The organism is Hoeflea sp. (assembly GCF_984452065.1).
Genome location: NZ_CFHWAF010000072.1, coordinates 1 through 23,101, shown reverse-complemented (window position 1 = coordinate 23,101; position 23,101 = coordinate 1). Strand labels below are relative to the sequence as shown.

26 protein-coding genes are annotated in these 23,101 nt (G+C 61.4%); 19 read left to right on the top strand and 7 right to left on the bottom strand.

Annotated features, from left to right (window positions below; all coding sequences use genetic code 11):
* The 15 genes from phnL to uraH all read left to right on the top strand — a co-directional run.
* Nucleotides 1-604: phosphonate C-P lyase system protein PhnL (gene phnL, locus AC5E6N_RS14630; RefSeq protein ID WP_491748500.1), on the top strand; the 604-nt coding region annotated here is incomplete at its 5' end.
* Nucleotides 601-1,218 carry a DapH/DapD/GlmU-related protein gene (locus AC5E6N_RS14625; RefSeq protein ID WP_491748499.1) on the top strand — a complete coding sequence of 206 codons (618 nt, stop codon included), beginning with the start codon at nucleotides 601-603 and terminating at the stop codon, nucleotides 1,216-1,218. The genes phnL and AC5E6N_RS14625, both read left to right, overlap by 4 nt.
* Nucleotides 1,219-1,423: 205 nt before the next feature.
* On the top strand, nucleotides 1,424-2,245 hold the full coding sequence (gene phnC, locus AC5E6N_RS14620; RefSeq protein ID WP_491748498.1) for a phosphonate ABC transporter ATP-binding protein: 822 nt from the start codon (nucleotides 1,424-1,426) through the stop codon (nucleotides 2,243-2,245).
* Nucleotides 2,246-2,336: 91 nt separating this feature from the next.
* Nucleotides 2,337-3,245, top strand: coding sequence for a phosphonate ABC transporter substrate-binding protein (phnD, locus tag AC5E6N_RS14615; protein WP_491687864.1), 909 nt, complete (start codon nucleotides 2,337-2,339; stop codon nucleotides 3,243-3,245).
* Nucleotides 3,246-3,322: 77 nt separating this feature from the next.
* Nucleotides 3,323-4,291: a phosphonate ABC transporter, permease protein PhnE gene (phnE, locus tag AC5E6N_RS14610; protein ID WP_491748497.1), complete on the top strand. Its 969-nt coding sequence runs from the start codon at nucleotides 3,323-3,325 to the stop codon at nucleotides 4,289-4,291.
* A 9-nt stretch (nucleotides 4,292-4,300) separates the two neighbouring features.
* Nucleotides 4,301-5,875, top strand: coding sequence for a phosphonate ABC transporter, permease protein PhnE (gene phnE, locus AC5E6N_RS14605; protein WP_491748501.1), 1,575 nt, complete (start codon nucleotides 4,301-4,303; stop codon nucleotides 5,873-5,875).
* Between the two features lie 99 nt (nucleotides 5,876-5,974).
* Nucleotides 5,975-6,682: a DUF1045 domain-containing protein gene (locus AC5E6N_RS14600; RefSeq protein WP_491748496.1), complete on the top strand. Its 708-nt coding sequence runs from the start codon at nucleotides 5,975-5,977 to the stop codon at nucleotides 6,680-6,682.
* Nucleotides 6,683-6,702: 20 nt separating this feature from the next.
* Entirely contained in the window at nucleotides 6,703-7,842 is a 1,140-nt protein-coding gene (locus AC5E6N_RS14595; protein ID WP_491748495.1) for an alpha-D-ribose 1-methylphosphonate 5-triphosphate diphosphatase, read from the top strand.
* Complete coding sequence (phnN, locus tag AC5E6N_RS14590; protein ID WP_491748494.1) at nucleotides 7,842-8,438, top strand: phosphonate metabolism protein/1,5-bisphosphokinase (PRPP-forming) PhnN; 597 nt, start codon at nucleotides 7,842-7,844, stop codon at nucleotides 8,436-8,438. The genes AC5E6N_RS14595 and phnN overlap by 1 nt, the downstream gene beginning before the upstream one ends.
* A gap of 49 nt (nucleotides 8,439-8,487) precedes the next feature.
* Nucleotides 8,488-8,775: a hypothetical protein gene (locus AC5E6N_RS14585; RefSeq protein WP_491748493.1), complete on the top strand. Its 288-nt coding sequence runs from the start codon at nucleotides 8,488-8,490 to the stop codon at nucleotides 8,773-8,775.
* Nucleotides 8,772-9,692 (top strand): allantoinase PuuE, encoded by a 921-nt coding sequence (puuE, locus tag AC5E6N_RS14580; RefSeq protein ID WP_491748492.1) that lies wholly within the window; start codon nucleotides 8,772-8,774, stop codon nucleotides 9,690-9,692. The genes AC5E6N_RS14585 and puuE overlap by 4 nt, the downstream gene beginning before the upstream one ends.
* A complete protein-coding gene (gene uraD, locus AC5E6N_RS14575; protein WP_491748491.1) occupies nucleotides 9,689-10,183 on the top strand; it encodes a 2-oxo-4-hydroxy-4-carboxy-5-ureidoimidazoline decarboxylase in 495 nt (164 codons plus the stop codon). Before puuE ends, uraD begins: the two co-directional genes overlap by 4 nt.
* Nucleotides 10,184-10,186: 3 nt before the next feature.
* Entirely contained in the window at nucleotides 10,187-11,233 is a 1,047-nt protein-coding gene (gene alc / locus AC5E6N_RS14570; protein ID WP_491748490.1) for an allantoicase, read from the top strand.
* Nucleotide 11,234: 1 nt separating this feature from the next.
* Complete coding sequence (locus AC5E6N_RS14565; RefSeq protein WP_491748489.1) at nucleotides 11,235-11,732, top strand: ureidoglycolate lyase; 498 nt, start codon at nucleotides 11,235-11,237, stop codon at nucleotides 11,730-11,732.
* A gap of 14 nt (nucleotides 11,733-11,746) precedes the next feature.
* Nucleotides 11,747-12,112, top strand: coding sequence for a hydroxyisourate hydrolase (uraH, locus tag AC5E6N_RS14560; RefSeq protein WP_491748488.1), 366 nt, complete (start codon nucleotides 11,747-11,749; stop codon nucleotides 12,110-12,112).
* Nucleotides 12,113-12,178: 66 nt separating this feature from the next.
* Here the strand turns inward: uraH and guaD are convergent, their stop codons facing one another.
* A complete protein-coding gene (guaD, locus tag AC5E6N_RS14555) occupies nucleotides 12,179-13,501 on the bottom strand; it encodes a guanine deaminase (protein WP_491748487.1) in 1,323 nt (440 codons plus the stop codon).
* Nucleotides 13,502-14,752: a urate hydroxylase PuuD gene (locus AC5E6N_RS14550; RefSeq protein WP_491748486.1), complete on the bottom strand. Its 1,251-nt coding sequence runs from the start codon at nucleotides 14,750-14,752 to the stop codon at nucleotides 13,502-13,504.
* A 108-nt stretch (nucleotides 14,753-14,860) separates the two neighbouring features.
* Between AC5E6N_RS14550 and AC5E6N_RS14545 the strand changes: the two genes are divergently transcribed.
* From AC5E6N_RS14545 to AC5E6N_RS14535, 3 genes are all read left to right on the top strand, one after another.
* Nucleotides 14,861-15,775 carry a LysR family transcriptional regulator gene (locus AC5E6N_RS14545; protein ID WP_491748485.1) on the top strand — a complete coding sequence of 305 codons (915 nt, stop codon included), beginning with the start codon at nucleotides 14,861-14,863 and terminating at the stop codon, nucleotides 15,773-15,775.
* Between the two features lie 118 nt (nucleotides 15,776-15,893).
* Nucleotides 15,894-16,517, top strand: coding sequence for a 5,6-dimethylbenzimidazole synthase (gene bluB, locus AC5E6N_RS14540; RefSeq protein WP_491748484.1), 624 nt, complete (start codon nucleotides 15,894-15,896; stop codon nucleotides 16,515-16,517).
* An 8-nt stretch (nucleotides 16,518-16,525) separates the two neighbouring features.
* The gene (locus tag AC5E6N_RS14535) at nucleotides 16,526-17,188 is read left to right on the top strand and encodes an HAD family hydrolase (RefSeq protein WP_491748483.1); all 663 of its coding nucleotides are present in this window, start codon (nucleotides 16,526-16,528) and stop codon (nucleotides 17,186-17,188) included.
* A 3-nt stretch (nucleotides 17,189-17,191) separates the two neighbouring features.
* Here the strand turns inward: AC5E6N_RS14535 and AC5E6N_RS14530 are convergent, their stop codons facing one another.
* A complete protein-coding gene (locus AC5E6N_RS14530; protein WP_491748482.1) occupies nucleotides 17,192-17,551 on the bottom strand; it encodes a hypothetical protein in 360 nt (119 codons plus the stop codon).
* 168 nt (nucleotides 17,552-17,719) lie between these two features.
* Between AC5E6N_RS14530 and AC5E6N_RS14525 the strand changes: the two genes are divergently transcribed.
* A complete protein-coding gene (locus AC5E6N_RS14525; RefSeq protein ID WP_491748481.1) occupies nucleotides 17,720-17,989 on the top strand; it encodes an usg protein in 270 nt (89 codons plus the stop codon).
* Nucleotides 17,990-18,010: 21 nt separating this feature from the next.
* On the opposite strand, the gene AC5E6N_RS14520 is transcribed toward AC5E6N_RS14525, so the two are convergent.
* The 4 genes from AC5E6N_RS14520 to xdhA form a co-directional block, all read right to left on the bottom strand.
* Nucleotides 18,011-18,193, bottom strand: coding sequence for a hypothetical protein (locus AC5E6N_RS14520; RefSeq protein WP_491748480.1), 183 nt, complete (start codon nucleotides 18,191-18,193; stop codon nucleotides 18,011-18,013).
* Nucleotides 18,194-18,413: 220 nt separating this feature from the next.
* Nucleotides 18,414-19,235, bottom strand: a complete 822-nt coding sequence (xdhC, locus tag AC5E6N_RS14515) for a xanthine dehydrogenase accessory protein XdhC (RefSeq protein ID WP_491748479.1) — start codon at nucleotides 19,233-19,235, stop codon at nucleotides 18,414-18,416.
* 1 nt (nucleotide 19,236) lies between these two features.
* Entirely contained in the window at nucleotides 19,237-21,570 is a 2,334-nt protein-coding gene (gene xdhB / locus AC5E6N_RS14510; protein ID WP_491748478.1) for a xanthine dehydrogenase molybdopterin binding subunit, read from the bottom strand.
* A 3-nt stretch (nucleotides 21,571-21,573) separates the two neighbouring features.
* Complete coding sequence (gene xdhA / locus AC5E6N_RS14505; protein WP_491748477.1) at nucleotides 21,574-23,055, bottom strand: xanthine dehydrogenase small subunit; 1,482 nt, start codon at nucleotides 23,053-23,055, stop codon at nucleotides 21,574-21,576.
* Between the last annotated feature and the right edge of the window lie 46 nt (nucleotides 23,056-23,101).

Genomic DNA, 23,101 nt, shown 5'->3' with positions numbered 1-23,101 from the left:
GGCCGGCGAATGCGTCGTGCTTGGCGGCCCGTCGGGCATCGGCAAGAGTTCCATACTCAAGATGCTTTACGGAAACTATGCGGTCGACTGCGGGCAGATCCTGATGACGCGGGCCGACGTCACGGTCGACATTGCCAGCGCCGATCCGCGTTCCGTGCTTGCCATGCGCCGCGATGTCGTCGGCTATGTCAGCCAGTTCCTGCGCACCGTGCCGAGGGTCGCGGCAATCGACGTGGTGGCCGAGCCGTTGCACGCGCGCGGCGTCGATGCCGATGAGGCGCATGCGCGCGCCGCCGCGCTTCTTGGCAAGCTCAACCTTCCGGAGCGCCTTTGGTCGCTGCCGCCGGCGACCTTCTCCGGCGGCGAGCAGCAGCGCGTGAACATTGCCCGCGGGTTTATCACCGATCATCCGCTTTTGCTGCTGGACGAGCCGACGGCGTCGCTCGATGCCGCCAACCGGGCGGTGGTGGTCGATCTGATCCTTGAGAAAAAGAGCGGGGGAACCGCGCTTCTCGGCATCTTCCATGATCAGGACGTGCGCGAGCGGGTCGCGGACCGCATCATAGACGTCTCGCAATTTACCGCCGGACAGGATGCCGCATGACCAAGGGCCTTTCCGAACAGCCGCTGATTCACGAAACGGCGACCGTCAGGGATTGCACGCTCGGGCGCTACACCGAGATCGATGAGCGCTGTCAGTTGGTCGAGTGCGAATTCGGCGACTACTCCTACATGATCCGCGACAGCGAGGCCTGGGCGGCGAAGATCGGCAAGTTCGTCAACATTGCCAGCCACGTGCGCATCAACGCCACAAACCACCCGACCTGGCGGGCGACCCAGCATCATTTCACCTATCGCGCGGGCGATTATTTCGACGGCGAATCCCATGAGCAGTCTTTCTTCGACTGGCGCAGGGACGACGCCATCACCATAGGACACGATGTGTGGATCGGGCACGGTGCCATCATCCTGCCGGGCGTTACCGTTGGCAATGGCGCGGTTGTCGGGGCCGGCGCCGTCGTCTCAAAGAATGTGGAACCATACACCATCGTCGCCGGCGTGCCGGCGAAGCCGATCAGGCGGCGGTTTTCCGAGGAAACAGCCGCCCGCATGGATGCGCTTTCCTGGTGGGATTGGGAGCACGACGGGCTGCATCGGGCGCTTGCGGATTTCCGCGAGCTGACGGCCGAGCAGTTCCTGGAGACATACGCCGGCTAATTTTCCGGCGACTTGAATCATTCTGATCCTGTCAGTTTTGACTGTCAGGAAACGCTATTCTTTTCAAAAAGATAAAACGGCTTCTTGTATCAACACATCACGGTGTGGATTGTAACATTAATGACATGATTCTGTAATTTGGCGGTCATGCACAGGCCCTACCGATAGCCCGGACTTCATATTTCGGGATCGCACGGAGCCGCTAATGTTGATACTGGAAAACGTTACCCGCAGGTTCGGCAGTTTTGCCGCCGTCGATAACGTCTCGGTGCAGATCCCGCAGGGTCAGATGGTCGGCATTATCGGCCGCTCCGGCGCCGGCAAGTCGACACTTTTAAGAATGCTCAACCGGCTCATCGATCCGAGCGGCGGCATCATCCGCTTCAACGAGATCCAGATCTCTTCGCTGAAAGGAGCCGCCCTGAGGAACTGGCAGCGCGACTGTGCGATGATTTTCCAGCAGTTCAATCTCGTTCCAAGGCTCAACGTTCTCACCAACGTCATGCTGGGCCGTCTCAATCACCGCTCGACGCTGCTCAACCTCTCCGGTTCCTGGTCGCGCGGCGAGCGCGCCATGGCCATCATGGCTCTTGAAAGGCTCGGCATCGAGCAGACGGCCCTGCAGCGCGCCGGTACGCTGTCCGGCGGACAGCAGCAGCGCGTCGCCATTGCCAGGGCGCTGATGCAGAGCCCGAAAATGCTGCTGGCCGACGAGCCGATTGCCTCACTCGACCCGCTCAACGCGCAGATCGTGATGGATTCTCTCAAGAGCATCAATCAGGAGGAGGGGATCACCGTAATCACCAACCTCCACACGCTCGACACCGCCCGGACCTATTGCGAGCGCGTTATCGGCATGGCCGGTGGCCAGGTGGCCTTCGACGGGCCGGCCGACAAACTGACCGCCGAAGCGGTCCGCATGATCTACGGCGCGGAAGGAGAGGAATTGTCGGAGGACATCACCTCGACAAGCCTCGGCTCCCCGCAGGCCAAGGAATCGCTCGGTCCCCTTGAACCGGCTGCCTGAGAGCCGCACGGGACCATGATCGTTTTGCCCGCGTGAAGGGCCAATCGTAAGGATTGTTCAGAGTTTGACAGGGACTAGACAGGAGAAACCCATGTTCAAGAAAACGCTACTTGGAGCCGTCGCGCTGACGGCCATGCTGGCCGGCATGGCGCAGGCGGAAGACCTGAAGGAATTCCGTATCGGCATTCTCGGCGGCGAAAACGAAGCCGACCGCCTGCGCAACTTCCAGTGCATGGTCGAGCAACTGCCTGCGGCCATCGGCGTCGAAAAGGTGTCGCTCTTCCCGGCTGCCGATTATGACGGTGTTGTCCAGGGCCTGCTTGGCGGCACGCTCGACTACGCAGAGCTCGGCGCATCCGGTTACGCCAAGGTCTATCTGTCGGATCCCAAGGCCGTTGAGCCGATCCTGACCACCATCCAGACCGACGGTTCGACCGGCTATTACGCCATCATGGTGGCCCGCAAGGACTCCGGCATCAAAACGCTGGCTGACATGAAGGGCAAGAAGCTCGGCTTTGCCGACCCGGATTCAACCTCGGGCTATCTGGTTCCCAGCGTCTCGCTGCCGGGCGATGTCGGCACCACGATCGAGGAGTATTTCGGCGAGACCGGCTTTGGCGGCGGCCACGAGAACCTGGTTCTCGAGGTGGTCAAGGGCAACTTCGATGCCGGCACCACATGGTCGTCGGGCGTCGGCAAGTTCGAAGACGGCTACACCTCCGGCAATCTGCGCAAGATGGTCGACAAGGGCATCCTCGACATGGGCGATCTCGTCCAGGTCTGGCAGTCTCCGCAGATCCCGAACGGCCCGATCGTCGTCCGCTCCTCCATGGATGCCGACATGAAAGCCAGGTTCAAGGACTTCATGATGGCCCTTCCCGAGAAGGACCCGGCCTGTTTCAGCGCCATCCAGGGCGGTGACTACAAGGGCTTCACCGAAGTCGACGAGAACTTCTACAAAACCATCATCGCCGCGCGTAAGGCGAAGATCGGCAGCTGAATATAGCTGATAGCTCCGGCGCCACGGCCATTTTGGCACCGTGGCGCCTTCTGACCTGAATATCGGATTCACCAACCATGAGCACCGCCGTTCCTCCCGTTCAGCTTTCCGCTGAAGGCCGGCTTGTCGAACGACACTGGCAGGAAATGCTCTTCAAGCGCCGTTTGTATACATGGGCGAGCCTCATTGGCCTGGCCGTGGCGCTCATGGCGTCACTATGGTTCGCAAACGAGACCAATGCCGGCAAGTTCTTTGACCGGCTGCCGCATTTTTTCGATTTCATCGGCGATCTCTTGCCGCGCGACGGATATGAAGTCTGGCGCGCCATGTTCGACCTGCCGTCGCCCTACGCCGATGGCAGTCTGAAATATGATTATCCGGATGGCCGCTATTATCTGACCGACAATTTCTACGTTCCCGAATACGTCTACAAGATGGTGGTCACCATCAACATCGCGCTGATGGCCACGTTGATCGGCTTTGCTTTCGGCTTTATCCTGTGTTTCCTGGCCGCTTCGAACCTGGTGACGCGCCGCTGGCTGCGCTTCTTTGTCCGCCGTTTCATGGAACTGCTCAGGGCGTTTCCGGAGATTGTCATCGCCGGTTTCTTTCTCGCCATTCTTTCGCTTGGCCCGATCCCCGCGATCATCGCGGTTTCGATCCATACCATCGGCGCGCTCGGCAAGATGTTCTTCGAAGTGGTCGAGAATGCCGACATGCGGCCCGAGGAAGGGCTGCGCGCGTCCGGCGGCAACTGGGTCGAGCGCGTCTGGTTCGGCATCGTGCCGCAGGTCATGCCGAATTTCCTCTCCTATACGCTGCTGCGTTTAGAGATCAATGTGCGTGCATCGACCATTATCGGGGCGGTCGGCGGCGGCGGCATCGGCGAGACGTTGCGCCTGTCGATCAGCCGCGGACACGAAGCCAAGACCCTGGCGATCATCCTGTTGCTGTTTGTCACCATCGTCGCCGTCGATCAGCTTTCGGCAAGTCTGCGCAGGCGCATCGTCGGCAACCAGGCCTTCGAATTCGGCAGGGGAGGTTAGGAGATGAACATGCCTTCCGCCGAGGCCGTCAGCGACGTCGCCTCCCGCCACCACGATGTCTTCCACCGTCCGTTTCTGGAACGCTGGCGCGCGCCGCTTGTTCTTCTGGTTGTCGGCGCCTATCTGATATTCGCATGGTCGCTGTTCGGCATCGGCGCGGCGTTCAAGAACGGAAACTGGGACATCGCCGGCAACTATCTCGCCGACTGGGTCAGCTATGAAGTGCGCCCGGACATCGAATATGACGGCGACTATCTGAAGGTCGAATTTCCGCGCTTTTCTCCCCTCGGCAGCGACCCCGACCCGGCATGGCTGCAAAAGACAACCGATGAGGTCGAGCGTCAGGTGGCGGCCGAAACCGGCGGCGGTATCGGCACCGAAACGAGCACCCGCTCCACGGTCAATTCCTTCATGATGCCGGGCGCGCCCGGGACACAGGAAGGCGGTGCCGGTGACACATCGTCGGGTTCGAGCTTTATGGCGCCTCAGACGCAAAGCGCGCAGCCGGCCGCCGAGGCCGATTCACCGGCCGAGACAAAGACGGTCACGGAAACGGTCGTGACACGTGTCGATCTCGAAATCGGTTCCGCTAAGGTGAATGTCGAGCCGGGACGCGTAACCGTCGATTACGGTGGAGAGATTTTCGCCGTCGATGTCGTGCCGGATCAGGCGGTGACGGCGGACGGGCCGCTGCCGCAATGGGCGCGGCAAAAGCAGGCCGGCGGCGATATCCTGATGAATCTGGGCTTTGCCGGGACGGTCGAGGTTGAAAGCGATGAAGTCAAGATACGTCACCGTTTTCTGGGTTGGGAGAACTTCTGGTTCGACACCGCTTCGCCGTTCTGGGGCATGAGTTTTTTTGAGGTAATGGGAACGATTGCCAATGGCGAGCGGATAAAGCCGGAGATGTCGAATCTGGACCTTGCATGGAACAACATCCTCTACAATGCCGAATGGCAGCATGCCGATGTCTGGATCAAGCTGCTTCAGACGATCGTCATGGCCTTCGTCGGAACGCTGTTTGCCACCATTCTCGCCTTTCCGCTGTCTTTCGCCGCCGCCAGGAACATCACGCGCAGCCGGATTATCAACCAGTTGTTAAAGCGCCTGTTCGACTTCCTGCGCTGCGTCGACATGCTGATCTGGGCTCTGTTCTTCACCCGTGCTTTCGGACCGGGGCCGCTCGCCGGCATATCGGCGATCTTCTTCACCGACACCGGAACGCTCGGCAAACTCTATGCAGAGGCGTTAGAGAACATTGACGACAAACAGCGTGAAGGCATTCGCTCGGTCGGCGCATCGCCGGTGCTGGTTCAGCGTTACGGCGTCGTCCCGCAGGTCTTGCCGATCTTTGCCAGTCAGTCGCTCTATTTCTGGGAATCGAACACCCGCTCCGCAACGATTATCGGCGCCGTTGGCGCCGGCGGCATCGGCCTGAAGCTGTGGGAAGCCATGCGCACCAATGCCGACTGGGAAAATGTTGCCTATATGGTGATTCTCGTCCTCGTGACCGTGTTCATCTTCGACAGCATTTCAAACGCCATCCGCAGCCGCCTCATCGGGCGTGAGCCGAAAGCCGCATAGGTGCCATACTCATGATATTGTCGTACATTCCCTATATGATTGAGGAACCGGGGAATCAGCACCTGTCCCTTGCAGATCCGGCAGCCGGGAGATAACGCAATGCGGTACGCCATATATTTCGCGCCGCCATCGAGCGACCCGTTGACCCGCGTGGCGACCAATTGGCTGGGGCGCGACGCGTTTACCGACGAGACCGTGGGAGCGCCGGCGATTTCCGGCCTCAACGATGCGGAAATCGCCTTTCATACGGCCCCGCCGCGCCGCTACGGTTTTCACGCAACGCTCAAGGCGCCGTTCACCCTTGCCTCCGGCATGGGCGAACCGGAACTCCTCAGTGCGCTGACCGCGTTCGCAGGGTCGGTCCAGCCGTTTGAAATTCCAAAGCTCGTCATCGCCCGCATCGGCGCATTTTTTGCTCTTGTGCCGGACAGTCCCGTGGCCGAACTCGATGACCTTGCGGCCAGAAGCGTGCGTGACTTCGAGCCGTTCCGGGCGCCGCTGGACGATGCCGAGATTGAGCGCCGTTCGCCGCACAATTTGACCCCGCCGCAACTGGCCAATCTGCAGCGATGGGGCTATCCTTACGTCTTTGAGGAGTTTCGATTCCACATGACCCTGACCGGCCCGGTCGGATCAGCCGACGCCACCCGGGTCGCGCAGGCGTTGCACGCCTTTTTTGATCCGGTGCTGAGCGAGCCGGTTGAGGTTCGCAACGTCGCGCTGTTTACAGAAGCCGAGCGCGGTGCGCCGTTCAAGGTCCATTCCCTATTTCCGCTGCTTGCGGCCGAGCAGCGCCGCTACGCATAGCGTTAACCCGCAGGAAGCCCATGTCAGATCTGGTTTTGAAAAACGCACGTCTTGTCCTCGCGGACGAAATTGTCGAAGGCACAGTTGTCGTAAGCAACGGTCTTATCGAGGATGTCGGCGGCGCCACTGCCATCCCGTCCGCCCTGGACATGGAAGGCGACTACGTGATCCCCGGCCTTGTGGAGCTTCACACCGATCATCTCGAAGGGCACTACGCGCCGCGCCCGAAGGTGCGCTGGAACCCCTTTGCCGCGGTCCTGGCCCACGACGCGCAGATTTGCTCCTCCGGTATCACCACGGTCTTCGATGCGCTGCGTATCGGCATGGACGAAGACGCCGATCTGTCGGCCGATGACATGCGCCACCTGGCCGACGCCATTGACGATGGCTGCCGCAACGACCGCCTGCGCGCCGATCACTTCCTGCACCTGCGGTGCGAGGTCTCGGCCGCCGATTGCCTTAACGGCTTTACCGCCTTTGATGAGGACGAACGCGTCCGGCTCGTTTCACTGATGGACCACTCGCCGGGCCAGCGGCAGTTTCGCAATCTGGAGGCTTACAGTGTCTACTATCAGGGCAAGCTGAAAATGTCGGACGAGGTCTTTGCCGCGTTCTGCAAGAAACGCATTGCCGATTCGGAAGCCAATTCCGACCGCAACCGCAAGGCCATATCGCAGGCATGCAGGGAACGCGCCATCATTCTCGCCAGCCATGACGATGCGACGCTTGACCATGTGGGGGAAGCCGTCGAACAGGGTATTCAGGTTGCCGAATTTCCCACGACCTTCGAAGCCGCCAAGGCCTCGAAAGAGGCGGGAATGGCGGTTCTCATGGGCGCCCCCAACGTTGTGCGCGGAGGCTCGCATTCGGGGAACATCGCGGCCCAGGAACTGGCCGAGCACGGCCTGCTCGACATCCTGTCGTCCGACTACATTCCGTTCAGCCTGATCCAGTCCGCCTTCGACATCGGCGAACGCGTGGACACGATCGACCTGCCGGAAGCGATACGCATGGTGTCCAGGAACGCCGCCGAATCCTGCGGTCTTCACGATCGCGGCGAGATCGCCGTCGGCAAGCGCGGCGATCTGGTGCGCGTCAGCGTCGACCATCACATCCCGATCGTGCGCACCGTGTGGCGGGAGGGGCGAAGGGTCGCGTAATGTCGTCCGCCGTCGAACGAACCGAAGGGCCGGACGGCAAGGCCGTCGCGAACGGCACCTTTATCGCCGTGGTCGGACCGAGCGGAGCCGGCAAGGACACATTGATGAACCGCGCCCGCCGCGTCCTCGCCGACCGTTCGGATATCTTTTTCGTCCGCCGTGTCATCACGCGGCCCGCCGATGGCGCAACGGAAAACCATATTCCCTGCACGCGTCATGATTTTGAGCGGAAGCTGAATGAGGGCGCCTTTGCCTTCCATTGGGATGCGCACGGTCTCAGATACGGCCTGCCAGCGGAAATCGACGAACGCATAAGTGCAGGGGAGCGCGCCGTGTGCAACGGGTCGCGCGCAGCGCTGGCGGGCCTCAGCCGGCACTATGCGAATTTTCGCGTGATTGAGATCACCGCCTCGGCCGAGGTGCTCGCGCGCCGTCTCGCCGACCGTGGCAGGGAGAGCCAGGACGACATTCGCGCCCGGCTTGAGCGCAGCGCCGTTTTGAACGCCAGATGGCCTGATGCCACCGTGATCGACAACGGCGGCGATCTCGAAACGGCGGCAAACGCGCTCATCGCGGCAATCCTGTCTCCTGATTGACCTTTCACGGATTGTGCCGTCCCCTTCCGCCGGGTGGACCCGTGATTCGGTGAACGACCGTATTGCCATCATCCTGGCCGTGGTTCTCCTCAAAGAGCATGCCGGGCCGAAACACTGGATCGCGGCCGCGGTCTGTCTGGCGGGCGCAATGCTGATTGCCCGCAGCGAAGCCGGGCCCTCCGGTGGCGGGTCCGCCGTAACCGGCTGTTTCCATCTTTCCCGGCGAGCGGCAATCGTTTGTTGTGAAACAGTTTCAACAAATGCCGGGGGTTTGGAGCGTCGAGTTTTGACCTTGGTGGTGCTACCGTTGCATGGAAAAAGGGAGCCTTTCAGTTGACAGAATATCCGCGCGACATGATTGGTTACGGCCGCCACACTCCGGACCCGCAATGGCCCGGCGGTGCGAAGGTCGCGGTACAGTTCGTCATCAATTACGAAGAAGGCGGCGAGAACAACATTCTTCATGATGATGACGGGTCGGAAGCCTTCCTGTCCGAGATCGTAGGCGCGAAGTCATGGCCGGGTGAGCGGCACATGAACATGGAGTCGATCTACGAATACGGCTCGCGCGCCGGGTTCTGGCGCCTGTGGCGCCTGTTCACCGGCCGCAATATGCCGGTCACCGTTTACGGCGTCGCCACCGCCATGCAGAAAAACCCCGAGGCTGTCGCGGGCATGAAGGAAGCCGGCTGGGAAATCGCCTCGCACGGGCTCAAATGGATCGAGTATCGCGCATTCACCCGCGAGGAGGAGGCCGCGCATATGCGCGAGGCGATTCGCATCCACACCGAGGTCACAGGCGAACGGCCGCTTGGATGGTACACCGGCCGCAGTTCGGTCCATTCCGCCGAACTGGCGATCGGGGAGGGCGGATTTCTCTACACATCCGATGCCTATGCGGACGATTTGCCTTACTGGGTTGACGGACCGAACGGGCCGCATCTCATCATCCCCTACACGCTTGACGCCAACGACATGCGCTTCGCGACGCCGCAGGGCTTCAACAGCGGCGATCAGTTCTACAGTTACCTCAAGGACAGCTTCGATCTGCTTCATGCCGAGGGTGCGGCCGGTGCGCCGAAGATGATGTCCGTCGGGCTTCATTGCCGTCTGGTCGGGCGGCCGGGCCGGGCCGCGGCGCTGGCCCGCTTCCTCGATTATGTGGCCTCGCACGATGATGCATGGGTCGCCCGGCGCATCGACATCGCGCGCCACTGGCACGAACACCACAAACCGGCCGGGGGTGAGCGATGACCGCCCGCCGCGCGTTCCTCGATCAGTGCGCAGGTGTGTTTGAGCACTCGCCATGGGTTGCCGAACGCGCCTATGACAGCGGCGCGGTTTACGATCCGCTCCGCTCCGGCGCCGTCCATGCGGCGCTTTGCGCCATCTTCCGGCAGGCCAGCCGGCAGGAACGCCGCGACGTGTTGCTGGCTCACCCCGATCTTGCCGGAAAGCTGGCTGTGGCCGGGAAACTGACGGACGATTCAAGAGCGGAGCAGGCGGGCGCCGGTCTCGATCGCCTCAGTGCCGAGGAGCACGCGGAGTTCACCCGGCTGAACGAAGACTACAAGTCCCGTTTCGGGTTTCCCTTCATTATCGCGGTCAAGGGTCTTGGCAAGGACGACATCCTCGCCGCATTCAAACGACGCATCTCAAACACCGAGGAAGAAGAGTTCCAGACGGCCTGCGAACAGGTTGAGAAGATCGCAAGGCTGAGGCTCGACGCCATTTTACCGGAGTAGTCAATGAATCACGCAGTCAAATCCTCCGATTTCGCTGAGGACCTGCCGGACTTTGCCAACGGCACCATCAACCTTGCATCGGCGCGGCTTGGAGCAAAGGCGCTTTATGCGACGGACGAGTTCTTCGCGCCGCTGGAGCGCATGCTGTCCGACGAACCGGCCGTGTTTATAGCGGACAAGTACGACGACAACGGCAAGTGGATGGACGGCTGGGAGTCGCGCCGCAAACGTGTTCCCGGACATGACTGGGCCGTGATCCGGCTGGCAATGCCCGGCCGCATCTTCGGCTTCGACATAGACACCAGCCATTTCACCGGAAATTACCCGCCGCAGGCGAGTGTCGAGGCTGTGTTCATGGAGGATGGGGATCCGGACGACGATGCCGGATGGGTTGAAATCCTCGGCAGGACCGATCTCGGGCCGGGGCAGCATCATTTCCGCGCCATTGACGATCACGCCATGCGCGGCCGCGTGTGGACGCATTTGCGGCTGCATATCTACCCGGACGGCGGTGTTGCCCGCCTGCGGGCCTATGGCGCGGCGCATTTCGACTGGGAAAAGGTTTCGCCGGATCAGGAGATCGATCTTGCCTATGTGTTCAATGGCGGCCGCGCCCTTGCCTGGTCGGATGCCCATTTCGGTGCGCCCGAGCGGCTTCTGGGCCCCGGACGCGGGGTCAATATGGGTGACGGCTGGGAGACCGCCCGTCGGCGCGGGCCCGGCCACGACTGGGCCGTGCTCAAACTCGGTCACGCCGGCGCCATAGGCCGGGTGGTCATCGACACGGCGCACTTCAAGGGCAATTATCCCGACAGTTGCGACCTGCTGGGCGCCCATCTGCCGGATCACTCCGGCGGTTTCGATGATGCCGAGATCGCCGCGTCGGCGCAGTGGACGCCGATCCTGTCGGCGCGGAAACTTCAGATGGATCACATCCACGAGTTTTCAGGCGAACATATCGAAGCAAACGGCCCCTTCACCCATGTTCGCTTCAACATTCACCCCGACGGCGGGGTGAGCCGGTTGCGGATCTTTGGAAACAAGGTCTGACATGTCCGCCATTGTGCAAGTCCGGCCGTTGACGCGCGGGGCCTTCGCGCCATTCGGCGACGTGCTTGAGACCGACGGCGCCGAGCGCCGTTTGATCAATGCCGGCACGACCGAGCGCTTCCATGCGCTGGCGGCAGCTCAAACCGATGCGGATGGCGCGGTGATCATCAGCCTGTTTCGCGGGCAGCCGCGGCAGTTTCCCTACGAGGTCACGATGATGGAGCGTCATCCGCTCGGCAGTCAGGCCTTTTTTCCGATCGACGACCGCAGCTGGCTTGTTGTCGTCGCGCCGGATGAAAACGGCCGTCCCGGCTTGCCGCAGGCCTTTCTGGCCGGCGGCCGGCAGGGGGTGAACTTCCGGACCAATGTCTGGCATCATCCGCTGATCGCGATCGACGACGTTTCCGACTTTCTCGTCGTCGACCGTGAGGGTGCGGGCAACAATCTTGAGGAAGCCGTCTATCCGTCGGCTTTCCGCATCGAACGCGGCAACTGGTAACTTCGGAGGACCCCATGGCGTCAGACACAGGACGATTGACGACACATGTGCTCGACACCGCCAGCGGCAAGCCGGCGGCCGGCCTTTCAATTGAGCTCTACAGGGTCAATGGCGAAGACCGTATCCTGGTGAAAACCGTCTCCACCAACGATGATGGCCGTTGCGATGCGCCCTTGCTCTCAGGGGATGAGATGTCGACAGGTGTTTACGAACTTGTCTTTCATGCCGGCGATTATCTCAGGCATAGTGGCGTGAAACCTCCGCAGCCTGCCTTCCTCGACATCATCCCCATCCGTTTTGGTCTCTCCGATGCGGATGCGCACTACCACGTGCCGCTTCTGATCTCGCCCTACGGTTACTCGACCTATCGCGGAAGCTGAGTCTGCCAAAGATCGGCTGGCACGGCGAATTCGGCTGCGTTTCAAAACTCACATCCGGTGCTTGCGTCAATTCATGGTGCCTGCAAGCGTGCTCTTTGCCGGCTCTCCGGCCACATAGGTCTCGACAATCACCCGGTCGTCGCCAAGCGTCTGCAGCAGGAACAGCTCTTCGCTGAGATGTGTCACGACGTCCATCTTGAGCGCCATGGCCGGGGTGGCGCGGGCGTTGAGCACCACGATGTCGGCTTCCTTGCCCGGCTCCAGTGAGCCGATCTTGTCTTCCAGCGACAGCGCCCGGGCATTGCCGAGCGTGATGCGGTAGAAACTCTCCAGCGGATTCATCCGCTGGCCCTGCAGCTGCAGCACCTTGTAACCCTCGTCGACGGTGCGCAGCATGGAATAATTTGTTCCTCCGCCCACATCGGTCGCGACCGCGATCCGCACCCGCTTCTCCCGCTCGTCCAGCGTTTTGAGGTCAAAGAGGCCGGAGCCGAGGAAAAGATTGGACGTCGGGCAAAAGACGGCGACCGATCCGGTTTCCGCCATAATGTCCGCTTCGCGCTCGCTGAGGTGAATGCAGTGCCCAAACAGGCTTTTCGGACCCAGAAGGCCGTAGTGCTCGTAGATATGCGTGTAGTCGCGGCTCCATGGGAAAAGCTCCTTTGCGAAGGCGACTTCCGCATGGTTTTCAGACAGATGGGTCTGCATGTGCAGGTCCGGATGCTCGCGCATCAGCGTGCCCGCCATTTCCATCTGTTCGGGCGTCGAGGTGATCGCAAAGCGCGGCGTAATCGCCACCATCTGACGGCCTTTGCCGTGCCACTGCTCGATCACCGCCTTGGTGTCGTCATAGCCGCTCCGGGGCGTGTCGAGCAGTCCGGACGGGGCGTTGCGGTCCATCATGACCTTGCCGGCGATCATGCGCAGATTGCGCCGGTGGCTCTCGGCAAAGAAGGCATCGGCCGACTGTTTGTGCACCGAGCAGTAGGTCGCGGCGGTGGTCGTGCCGTGGCGCAGGAGTTCGTCGAAAAACGCGCTCGCGATACGCTCCGCATGACCGGTGTCGGAAAATTTCTGTTCCTCCACGAAAGTGTAGGTATTGAGCCATTCCAGGAGGGCCGCCGCATAGGAGCCGATCACCTGCATCTGCGGAAAGTGTATGTGCGTGTCGATGAAGCCGGGCATGATGAGATGCGGGCGGTGGTCGCTTTCGATCGCATCCTCGGCGGCCGCACGCCTCACGTCCGCATAGGCGCCCGCGGCCGCGATCGTCCCGTCGCGTATCAGAACGGCGCCGTCTTCCTCATAGGTGTAGGCGGTCGTATCTCCTAAACCCAGCGGCGCTTCCCTGAACGACAGAAGCCGTCCTATGATCAGCCTTGTACGCACTTACTCCGGCTCCCTTTTCGAGGTCACGGCGCTTTCAAACCAGGCCGCGAGCATTTGCCGTTCCGTCGGCTCCATCCCGGTGATGTTCGCCGGCGGCATGGCGTGGCTGCGGCCGGCCTGCAGGTAGATATCGCGGGCCTGTGCGGCGATCTCGGCATCGGTTTCGAATACGACGCCCTTGGGCGGCACGATGATGCCGTCCCAAACCGGTTCCTGCGCATGACACATGGAACAGCGGGAAAGCACGATGTCTCGGGCATCATCGAAATGGGCGTTGGCGGCAAAGCGCTCGAATGCCGGCGCCACTGTCGCGGTCTCCGCCTCGTCCTCGCCGGTCAGGACCTTCGGAACCGTTGAGAGCCACATGATGATGACAAAGAGAACGGCCGTTGCAAGCCACGTCCATGTCGGATTGCCCTTGCGTGCGTGGCGCGTGTTGAACCAGTGGCGGATGGTCACGCCCATCAGGAACACCAGCGATGCGATCACCCAGTTGAATTCGGTGGCAAAGGCCAGCGGATAATGGTTCGACAGCATCAGAAAGATGACCGGCAGCGTCAGATAATTGTTGTGCGTCGAGCGCTGCTTGGCGATCTGCCCGTATTTGGGATCCGGCTTTCGCCCCGCGATCAGGTCCGCCACGACGACTTTCTGATTGGGTATGATCACCATGAAGACATTGGCCGACATGACGGTCGCGGTGAAGGCGCCCAGATGCAGGAACGCCGCCCGGCCGGTAAAGACATGGGTGTATCCCCAGGCCATGAGCACGAGCACCGCGTAGAGGAACACCATGAGCAGCGTATCGCTCCTGCCGAGAAATGCCCTGCAGGCGAAATCGTAGACGACCCATCCAAGGGCAAGCGAGGCAAGCGAAATCAGGATCGCGACCGGCGCCGGGATGTCGAGCACCGCCGGATCGATGAGATAAAGATCGGCACCCGCATAGTAGACGATGCACATCAGTACGAAGCCGGAAATCCAGGTCATATAGGATTCCCATTTGAACCACGTCAGATGTTCCGGCATCTCCGCCGGCGCGACCAGATATTTCTGAATGTGATAGAAACCGCCGCCATGGACCTGCCACTCCTCGCCATGTGCTCCCTCGGGCAGGCCGGGGCGCTGCCGCAGCCCGAGATCCAGCGCTATGAAATAGAATGACGACCCGATCCAGGCGATTGCCGTAATGACGTGAAGCCAGCGCGCGGCAAAGGACAGCCAATCCCAGGCAATGGCAAAATCGTACATGTGGGTCCCCTTGTGGTTTGCCGTATTGTGACGACCGCGCCGCCTTAAAGAAAGCGTGGACTTGCCGGATGACTTTCAAAAAATTCTAAATAATCATATGGTCAGCCTATGTCGTATTTTGAAAATATAAAGGTCTTCCTAAGGGTCGTGGAGCTGGGAAACCTGTCGGCCGCCGGGCGTGATTTGCGCATCTCGCCGGCCGTTGCCAGCAATCGGGTAAAGGAGCTGGAAAAATATCTCGGCGTGCGGCTTTTCAACCGGACCACAAGGCAGTTGACGCCGACCGAGCACGGCAAGATCTTCTACCGCGGCGCCGGCCGCATCATCCAGGCCGTTGAAGATGCGGAAGCGTCGATTGCCTCCGTATCGGGCAAACCCAAGGGTGTTATCCGGGTCACCGCGCCCCTTGGCTTCGGGCGGCGCTTCATCGCCTCCGGCATTCCGGCTTTTCACGAACAATATCCGGAGATCGAGGTCCGGCTGCGCCTGTCCGACCACAATGTCGATATCCTCAAGGAAAGCATCGATCTGGCCTTCCGGCTGGGCGTGATCGAGGATTCATCCTTGCGCATGCGCGGCATTATGGACTGCGAGCGCGTGTTGTGCGCTTCGCCCGACTACATCGCAAAGGCCGGCACCCCCGACAGCATCGATTCCCTGGTCAAGGACGGCCACAACTGCCTGCTTTTGCGGTTTCCGGGGTCCAGCGAATATATGTGGACACTGCAGACGCCCGAAGGCGTGCGCAAGGTCGAGGTCGGCGGCGTTTTCGATTCCGACGATGGCGATGTGCTGATGGAGTGGGCTCTTGCCGGCCACGGTATCGTCAACAAGCCCCGCTTCGAGGTCCAGCGTTTCATCAATTCCGGCCAGCTTGTCACGGTTCTGCCGGACAACCCGCCAACCGCTGCGAAACTGGCTGTTATCTTCCCGCACAAGGATTTCCAGGATCCGAAGCTGCGGCTGTTCATTGATTTCATGGCCGCCCGTTGCCAGAAGATGATCCGCGCCGCGCTGCAATGAAGCAGCGTTCGAGCCGGAATCCGGCGGCAAGCAAAAACGGTTGCCGCCGCGGCAGAAGGGTGCAAAGTCATGATGATACCGATTCCACCGCCGATCCGGCATTTCCGGCCAAACGACGATGAAGCTCGAACACGAACACCACGCAAGGCTGCGCGATATTCTGGAATGGCGGCGGGACATCCGCCACTTTCGGACCGAGCCGGTCGACCCGGCGGCGCTGGCTAAGGTCGAGGCGGCGGTGGACTATGCCCCGTCCGTCGGCAACAGCCGCCCGTGGCGTATGGTGCGGGTGATCGATGACGGTTTGCGCCAGCGGGTGGCCGAGAACTTCAGGCGCGAAAACGAGCGCGCTGCCGGCTCCTATGATGGCGAGCGCCAGCGGGACTATCGCGCCCTGAAGCTTGCAGGCCTGCGTGAAGCGCCGGTGCACTACGCCGTCTTCTGCGATCCCGAGCCGGAAGAGGGTTGCGGTCTCGGGCGCCGGACAATGCCGGAGACCGTGTCCTATTCGGCGGTCATGGCCGTTCACACGCTCTGGCTGGCGGCCCGTGCGCTCAATATAGGTGTCGGCTGGGTGTCCATTCTTGAACCGGCGGAGATGAACGGTTTGCTTGGCGTGCCGGACCGTTGGCGTTTTATCGCCTATCTGTGCGTCGGCTATCCGGTGGAAGAGCACAGGACGCCGGAGCTTGAGCGGCGCGGGTGGCAGGCCGGCGTCCCCACCGTCTGGATCGATCGATAGGACAAGTCATGGGATTTTCAGCAATCATCTTCGACTGCGACGGTGTGCTTGTCGATTCGGAAGTGATCTACAACGCGGTCGAGCGCGAACATCTGGCGGGCATCGGACTGGAATATGAGGCAGCCGAGTATATGCGTCGCTTCATGGGTCTGAGCTCGGTGGACTATCTCGCCGAACTCGACCGGGACCACCGACGCGTGAAAGGAGAAGCGTTGCCGGCGGACTTCGGCCCCTCGCTGCGCGCGGCGTGCATTGCGCGCATGAAAACGGATTTGCGCATCATCGAGGGCATTGACGGGGTCATTGCCGGATTTGAAGGGCCGATGGCGGTTGCCTCGTCCAGCGCGCCCGACAGTCTCGACCTGAAGCTCGATATCACCGGGCTGCGGCCGCACTTCGACCCCCATATCTACCACGCCGGACAGGTGGAGAACGGCAAGCCGGCACCTGATCTGTTCCTGATGGCGGCCCGAAGGCTCGGCGCCGACCCGTCCGGCTGTCTCATCATCGAGGACAGCGTCAACGGCGTCAAAGCCGGCCTTGCCGCCGGCATGACGGTCTGGGGCTTTGCCGGCGGCGGCCATGTCGGTGAAGATCATGCGGAAAGGCTTGAGGAGGCCGGAGCGCATGCGGTGTTTTCGGATCACCGGCAGGTGCGCGCGCGCCTGTAGCAGTCATGGCAGCTGGTTGAGGCCGCGAGGCCGCGTACGCAGCCAGATCGGCGTTGAGGCCAGCACCATTCCGAACAAAAGCAGGAGGCTGTTGGTGACCGGTCGTTTCCAGATGTCTGACGATATCGGGTGCTGCGGTTCTACCTGGCTTTCAACACTGCGCAGATAGTCCCTTGCTGCTGCAGCGTCCCGGTCGATCACGCGCACCCGCATGCCGCCCAAAGCAACCGTCACCCACCAGTCGACACTGGCGTGGTGAAGACCGTCGACAAAGACAACAATACCTTGGCTTTCCAGAGCGGACTTCAGGCACACCGCTACTGGAAGGTCATAGACGACTGTGATCGTTTCAAGGCTCGCCACGTGCATCATCGCTCCCGGTACACGCAGACTATAGCCGTGCAGCTATCAGCACTCAAGATTTTTGAGTGCTAACAATCTGATTCAAAACAATAAATTTTGATCCGAGTTGCCTTGCTCGGCAATTCGGGGGACAATTATGATTCGGTGTACACCCATTCGGAGGAGCGAATGAGCGCAAGCGAAATGGAGCTGATGCTGGCCGGGCATGGGCTGACGACGGCACAGATCTACTACCGCATGCCCGACTATCGGACCATGATCCAGTCCTATCTCTGGCAGGAATATGATCTTGCTCCGGAGTTCCCGAAGCTGCACGGATTTCTGGATTTCTGGCAGGAAAACCTTGATGGCCCGATCCACTCCGTCCAGTTCACGCATCAGCAACTGATACGGCCGGGCGAGTGGACGCGGGTCGATTGCGAGTTCAGGCTGCACTAGCCGTGCAGCCACGGTCGCAATCTAGCTGACGGGAGCGACTGCGCTCCGTCCGATCACGGGCTTGACGCCCTTCTTTGGTCGGCCCTGGGAAAATCTTTTCCAGAACCTGTAAGCGCCGTCCAGGCGCTCAAGCCGCCCGATTTCGCGGTCATCCAGCCTGTCACGGCTGACCAGGCTGCGAATTTCGGAGTCGATTGCGCTCATTCTGTGTTTTGCCAGAATATTGAGCATGACATCATCCTTTCTTCGTTGAACCGGATCTGCCCCGTGCAAATCCGTCCTTGACTCCGATGTGGGGCCGTGCCGCCCGGCTTCAAATTAACTCCAGTTAATGTTTGCAGGGAGGTAACTATCTGAATTTTTTAAATTAAATAGAAAGACAGGTGCGGCCATCCGATCAATTGCGGCAATATATTGACCGGTATTATGAGGAGCCGACCGGTATGTCAGCCAGTGCCCCGATGACTTCCGAAGCGACAAGCGCCGCTATGACGGCCGGCCGCTTGTCACCGAGGCCGCTCGCGCCGATCGGGCAGATGAGGCGATCGCAATCTTCCCGCTTGCCGCCTTCCTTCCGATGCCAGCTCACATAGGTCGCGCGCTTGGTTTTTGAGCCGATCATGCCGACATAGGCGGCGTCCGTCCGCGCCAGGGCTTCGCGCACGATGATGAAATCGAGCGCGTGATCATGGGTCATGATGATGAAGGCGGAACGGGGCGGCGCTTTGCGCACGATGCTTTCCGGCATGGCGGCAAGCACTTTTTCGACATCGGCTGTGGCATTGTCGAGCTCTTCCTGACGGGTCTCCACCAGATACGGACGGACCGGAAGCAGGCTCAGCGCCTCGCCGAGCGCCTTGCCGACATGGCCGGCGCCGAACACATAGACATGGGGCAGGGCGTCATCATCCGCTTCGACGATTGCCCGCGTCTGATCGATGCCTGCCGGCTCCAGTCGCTCGATCTCGACGCGCACACGCCCGCCGCAGCACTGGCCGATTTCCGGACCAAGCGGGACATTCAAGTCCGTCCTGTCGGCCGCGCCGGTGAGCAGGGACCGGGCCTCGCCGATGGCCATGAGTTCGAGCTGACCGCCGCCGATGGTTCCGAAGATACCGTTTGCCGAAACCAGCATCCATGTTCCGCTTTCGCGTGGTGTCGAGCCCTGCGCCTCGGTGATGCGCACGCGCGCGACCGGGCTGTTGTCCTCCAGAAAACGTTCCAGTCGTGCCGGCCGGCGCTGCATCTTAGACCTTCTTCAGCCGCTCGACGGCAAGCAGAATGCGCTCCGGCGTTGCCGGCGTGTCAAGGCGCGGGCATTCGCGATAGTCCGCCACGCTTGCAACCGCCATGGACAGAGCCTCAAGGACGGAATTGGCAAGCATAAAGGGCGGCTCGCCGACGGCCTTGGAGCGGCGGATGGTGCGTTCGCGGTTTGTGGACCAGTTGGCGAGTTCGACGTTGAACTCCTTCGGCTTGTCGGAGGCGAGGGGGATCTTGTAGGTCGACGGCGCGTGGGTGCGCAGCCGCCCCTTGTCGTCCCACCACAATTCCTCGGTGGTCAGCCAGCCCATGCCCTGTACGAAAGCGCCCTGAACCTGCCCCATGTCGATTGCCGGGTTCAGCGACTTGCCGACGTCCTGCAGGATATCGACCCGGTCGACATGGTACTCGCCGGTCAGCGTATCGATGGTCACCTCGGAGACGGATGCGCCATAGGCGTAGTAGAAGAACGGCCGGCCCCGGCCTTCCTCGCGGTTCCAGTGGATTTTCGGTGTCTTGTAGAAACCGGCCGCGGAAAGCTGGACGCGCTGCATATAGGCTTTCTGGACGAACTCATGGAACGGGATCAGCTGGTTGCCGACCCTGACATGGTTGGGCACGAAGGCCACCTGTTCTTCCGGCACGCCGAAATGCTCGCATGCATAGGCGATCAGCCGGGTCTTGATCTGTTCGCAGGCGTTTGCGGCGGCCATGCCGTTAAGGTCCGAGCCGGACGAGGCGGCCGTCGCCGATGTATTAGGCACCTTGCCGGTTGATGTCGCCGTGATGCGTATGGTCTCAAGGTCGACCTGGAATTCGTCGGCAACGACCTGCGCCACCTTGGTGTTAAGGCCCTGACCCATCTCCGTTCCGCCATGATTCAGATGGATGGAGCCGTCCTGATAGATATGGACGAGCGCGCCGGCCTGGTTGAACCAGGTCGCAGTGAACGAAATGCCGAATTTGACGGGCGTCAGCGAAATGCCCTTGCGCAGGACGCCGCCTTCCGCATTGTACGCCAGCACCGCTTCGCGCCTGATCTGATAGTCCGACGATGCCTCAAGCTCTTCGACGATGCGGTGGATGATATTGTCCTCGACGACCTGGTGATAGGGCGTCACGTTGCGCTCGCCGATGCCGTAGAAATTGGCCTTGCGCACCTCCAGGGGGTCCTTGCCGAGCGCGTAGGCGATTTCCTCGATCACGCGCTCACCGCCGAGCTTGCCCTGCGGGCCGCCGAAGCCGCGAAATGCCGTATTCGAAACGGTGTCGGTCTTCATCGGGCGCGAGCGAAGCCGCACATTCGGCAGGTAATAGCAATTGTCGCAATGAAACAGCGCGCGGTCGGTGACCGGACCCGACAGGTCGGATGAAAAGCCGCAGCGCGCGGCAAACACGGCATCGAGCGCTTCGATACGCCCGTCATCGTCATAGGCGACATCGTAGGTGACGTGGAAATCGTGCCGCTTGCCGGTGGCGGTCATGTCGTCGTCGCGGTCGGGGCGGATCTTGACGGCGCGATGATAGCGTTTGGCCGCGATCGCCGCGATTGCGGCAAACTGGTTTCCCTGCGTTTCCTTGCCGCCGAAGCCGCCGCCCATCCGGCGCGTCTGCACGGTCACCGCGTTGGAGGCGGCGCCGAGGGCCTGGGCCACCATATGCTGGATTTCGCTCGGATGCTGCGTCGAGGAATAAACCGTCACCTCATCGTCTTCGCCCGGCACGGCCATGGCGATATGGCCTTCGAGGTAGAAGTGGTCCTGTCCGCCGATGCGCATCTCGCCCGAAAGACGGTTTGTCGCCGATGTCAGCGCGCCTTCGGCATCGCCGTTGCGCAATTGCAGCGGATCGGTCACGTGCGGATAGCCGGCCTCGACGGCGCCGACGACATCGATCTGATGCGGATGGTCTTCATATACGACCTCGGCAAGGGTCGCGGCCTTGCGGGCCTGTTCCCGGCTTTCGGCGACCACGGCGAAGATCGGCTGGCCGTAAAACGCACTTTTTCCGTCGGCAAGCACGGGTTCGTCGTGCCGGTGGGTCGGGCTGATGTCGTTTTCTCCCGGAACGTCGGCAGCGGTCAGCACGCCGACAACGCCCGGCGCGGCGCGCACCGCATCGAGATTCATCGCGGTAATCGTCGCATTCGCACATTCGGACAGCCCGAGATAGGCATGCAGTGTTCCGAGCGGTTCGGCCATATCGTCAACATATTCGGCCGCGCCCGTCACATGCTTATGCGCCGAATCGTGCCGGCGCGGCGTGTGGACGCCGCCGGATATGGCGGTGCTGCTGCGTGTGTTCAAAGCTTCGTTCATACACTACGCCTCCGCGGTTTCCCGATCGTAGCGCTTCACCTGTGCGCTGTGCCCCTGGCTCTCGAAGTAAAAGCGCTTCAGGAGGTTCTTTGCCGCCAGCATGCGGTATTGCGCGGATGCGCGCCAATCGGTGAGCGGCGTGAAATCCGCTTGAAGCGCCGTCATGGCCGCGTCCACGGTCGCCTCGTTCCAGGGCTGTCCGATCATGGTGTGTTCCGCCGTCCTTGCCCGCTTGGGCGTTGCCGCCATGCCGCCGAAGGCGAGGCAGGCCGAACCCACCAGCCTGTTATCGTCGAGCGCCACCCGGAAAGCGCCGCACACCGCGGAAATATCCTCGTCCCGCCGCTTCGAGATCTTGTAGACGGCAAAATGCTCGCCGGCCGGAAGGCGCGGAATATGGACCGAACGAACGAACTCGTCGGGAGAGCGGTCCTGTTTGCCGTAGTCGATGAAGAAGTCCTCGAGATCGATCGTGCGCGTTCCTTCGCCCTTTTGCAGCGTCACGCGGGCGCCGAGGGCGATCAGTGGCGGCGGCGTATCGCCGATGGGCGAGCCGTTGGCGATATTGCCGCCGACCGTACCCATATTGCGCACCTGTTCGCCGCCGATGCGGTCCCACAGATCGCCCATGGTGGGCGCAAGGCTGCACACCGCCTCGAAGGCGTCGCTGTAGCTGACACCCGCGCCGAGTGTCAGGCCGTCCTCATCCTCGGCGATCTCCTGCAACTCGGTCAGGTGGTTGAGGAAGACGGCGGGCGAGATGTCGCGCATGTGTTTCGTGACCCAAAGCCCGACATCGGTCGAGCCCGCAACGATCGTGGCATCCGGATTGGTTTGAAGGACCTCGGCTAGGTCCTCGGCCGATCCGGGCACCAGGAAACGTCCGTCATCCGTTTCGATGTCGATGCGAATGCCGTCGCTCAACTCTTCCAGCTTGCTGGCGATCGTGTCATGGGTGACGACCAGCTTGTCGCCGGCATTGCCGGCATCGGCCATGGCCGTGGCGGCATCCATGATCGCTTCGTAGCCGGTACAACGGCACAGATTGCCCTGAAGCGTCTTTTCGATCCGTGCGCCGCCGGCCTTTGGCGTTTGCAGCCACAGGCCGTAAAGCGACATGACAATGCCCGGCGTGCAGAAGCCGCACTGCGAGCCGTGGAAATCGACCATCGCCTGCTGGACCGGGTGCAGATGTCCGTTGACGCCGGCCAGGTGCTCGATCGTCACGATATGGCAGGCATCGAGCGAGCCCATGAAGCGGATGCAGGCGTTGACCGTCTCATAGACAAGCCCCTTGGTCCCGAGCCGTCCCACAAGCACCGTGCAGGCGCCGCAATCGCCTTCGGCGCAGCCCTCCTTTGTGCCCGTAAGCCGGCGCTGCAGGCGCAGATAATCGAGCAGTGTGAGGGTTGGCGACACATCGCGCAAATGCACAACTTCGGCATTGAGAATGAAGCGAAGTTCGTCGCGAACCGCGTCCGCCATGCCATGTCTCCCTCTTGTGATTGTTCCGGCCATCCTATCGTTCCCC

Excerpts from the sequence above, each read along its gene's own strand:
- phnC (WP_491748498.1), top strand. The coding sequence starts at position 1,424 with ATGTTGATACTGGAAAACGTTACCCGCAGGTTCGGCAGTTTTGCCGCC.
- uraH (WP_491748488.1), top strand. The coding sequence starts at position 11,747 with ATGGCGTCAGACACAGGACGATTGACGACACATGTGCTCGACACCGCC.
- phnN (WP_491748494.1), top strand. The coding sequence starts at position 7,842 with ATGTCGTCCGCCGTCGAACGAACCGAAGGGCCGGACGGCAAGGCCGTC.
- uraD (WP_491748491.1), top strand. The coding sequence starts at position 9,689 with ATGACCGCCCGCCGCGCGTTCCTCGATCAGTGCGCAGGTGTGTTTGAG.
- alc (WP_491748490.1), top strand. The coding sequence starts at position 10,187 with ATGAATCACGCAGTCAAATCCTCCGATTTCGCTGAGGACCTGCCGGAC.
- AC5E6N_RS14535 (WP_491748483.1), top strand. The coding sequence starts at position 16,526 with ATGGGATTTTCAGCAATCATCTTCGACTGCGACGGTGTGCTTGTCGAT.
- AC5E6N_RS14550 (WP_491748486.1), bottom strand. The coding sequence starts at position 14,752 with ATGTACGATTTTGCCATTGCCTGGGATTGGCTGTCCTTTGCCGCGCGC.
- phnE (WP_491748501.1), top strand. The coding sequence starts at position 4,301 with ATGCCTTCCGCCGAGGCCGTCAGCGACGTCGCCTCCCGCCACCACGAT.
- AC5E6N_RS14525 (WP_491748481.1), top strand. The coding sequence starts at position 17,720 with ATGAGCGCAAGCGAAATGGAGCTGATGCTGGCCGGGCATGGGCTGACG.
- AC5E6N_RS14520 (WP_491748480.1), bottom strand. The coding sequence starts at position 18,193 with ATGAGCGCAATCGACTCCGAAATTCGCAGCCTGGTCAGCCGTGACAGG.
- AC5E6N_RS14600 (WP_491748496.1), top strand. The coding sequence starts at position 5,975 with ATGCGGTACGCCATATATTTCGCGCCGCCATCGAGCGACCCGTTGACC.
- xdhB (WP_491748478.1), bottom strand. The coding sequence starts at position 21,570 with ATGAACGAAGCTTTGAACACACGCAGCAGCACCGCCATATCCGGCGGC.
- xdhA (WP_491748477.1), bottom strand. The coding sequence starts at position 23,055 with ATGGCGGACGCGGTTCGCGACGAACTTCGCTTCATTCTCAATGCCGAA.
- phnD (WP_491687864.1), top strand. The coding sequence starts at position 2,337 with ATGTTCAAGAAAACGCTACTTGGAGCCGTCGCGCTGACGGCCATGCTG.
- AC5E6N_RS14625 (WP_491748499.1), top strand. The coding sequence starts at position 601 with ATGACCAAGGGCCTTTCCGAACAGCCGCTGATTCACGAAACGGCGACC.
- AC5E6N_RS14545 (WP_491748485.1), top strand. The coding sequence starts at position 14,861 with ATGTCGTATTTTGAAAATATAAAGGTCTTCCTAAGGGTCGTGGAGCTG.
- AC5E6N_RS14565 (WP_491748489.1), top strand. The coding sequence starts at position 11,235 with ATGTCCGCCATTGTGCAAGTCCGGCCGTTGACGCGCGGGGCCTTCGCG.
- AC5E6N_RS14595 (WP_491748495.1), top strand. The coding sequence starts at position 6,703 with ATGTCAGATCTGGTTTTGAAAAACGCACGTCTTGTCCTCGCGGACGAA.
- phnE (WP_491748497.1), top strand. The coding sequence starts at position 3,323 with ATGAGCACCGCCGTTCCTCCCGTTCAGCTTTCCGCTGAAGGCCGGCTT.
- bluB (WP_491748484.1), top strand. The coding sequence starts at position 15,894 with ATGAAGCTCGAACACGAACACCACGCAAGGCTGCGCGATATTCTGGAA.
- xdhC (WP_491748479.1), bottom strand. The coding sequence starts at position 19,235 with ATGCAGCGCCGGCCGGCACGACTGGAACGTTTTCTGGAGGACAACAGC.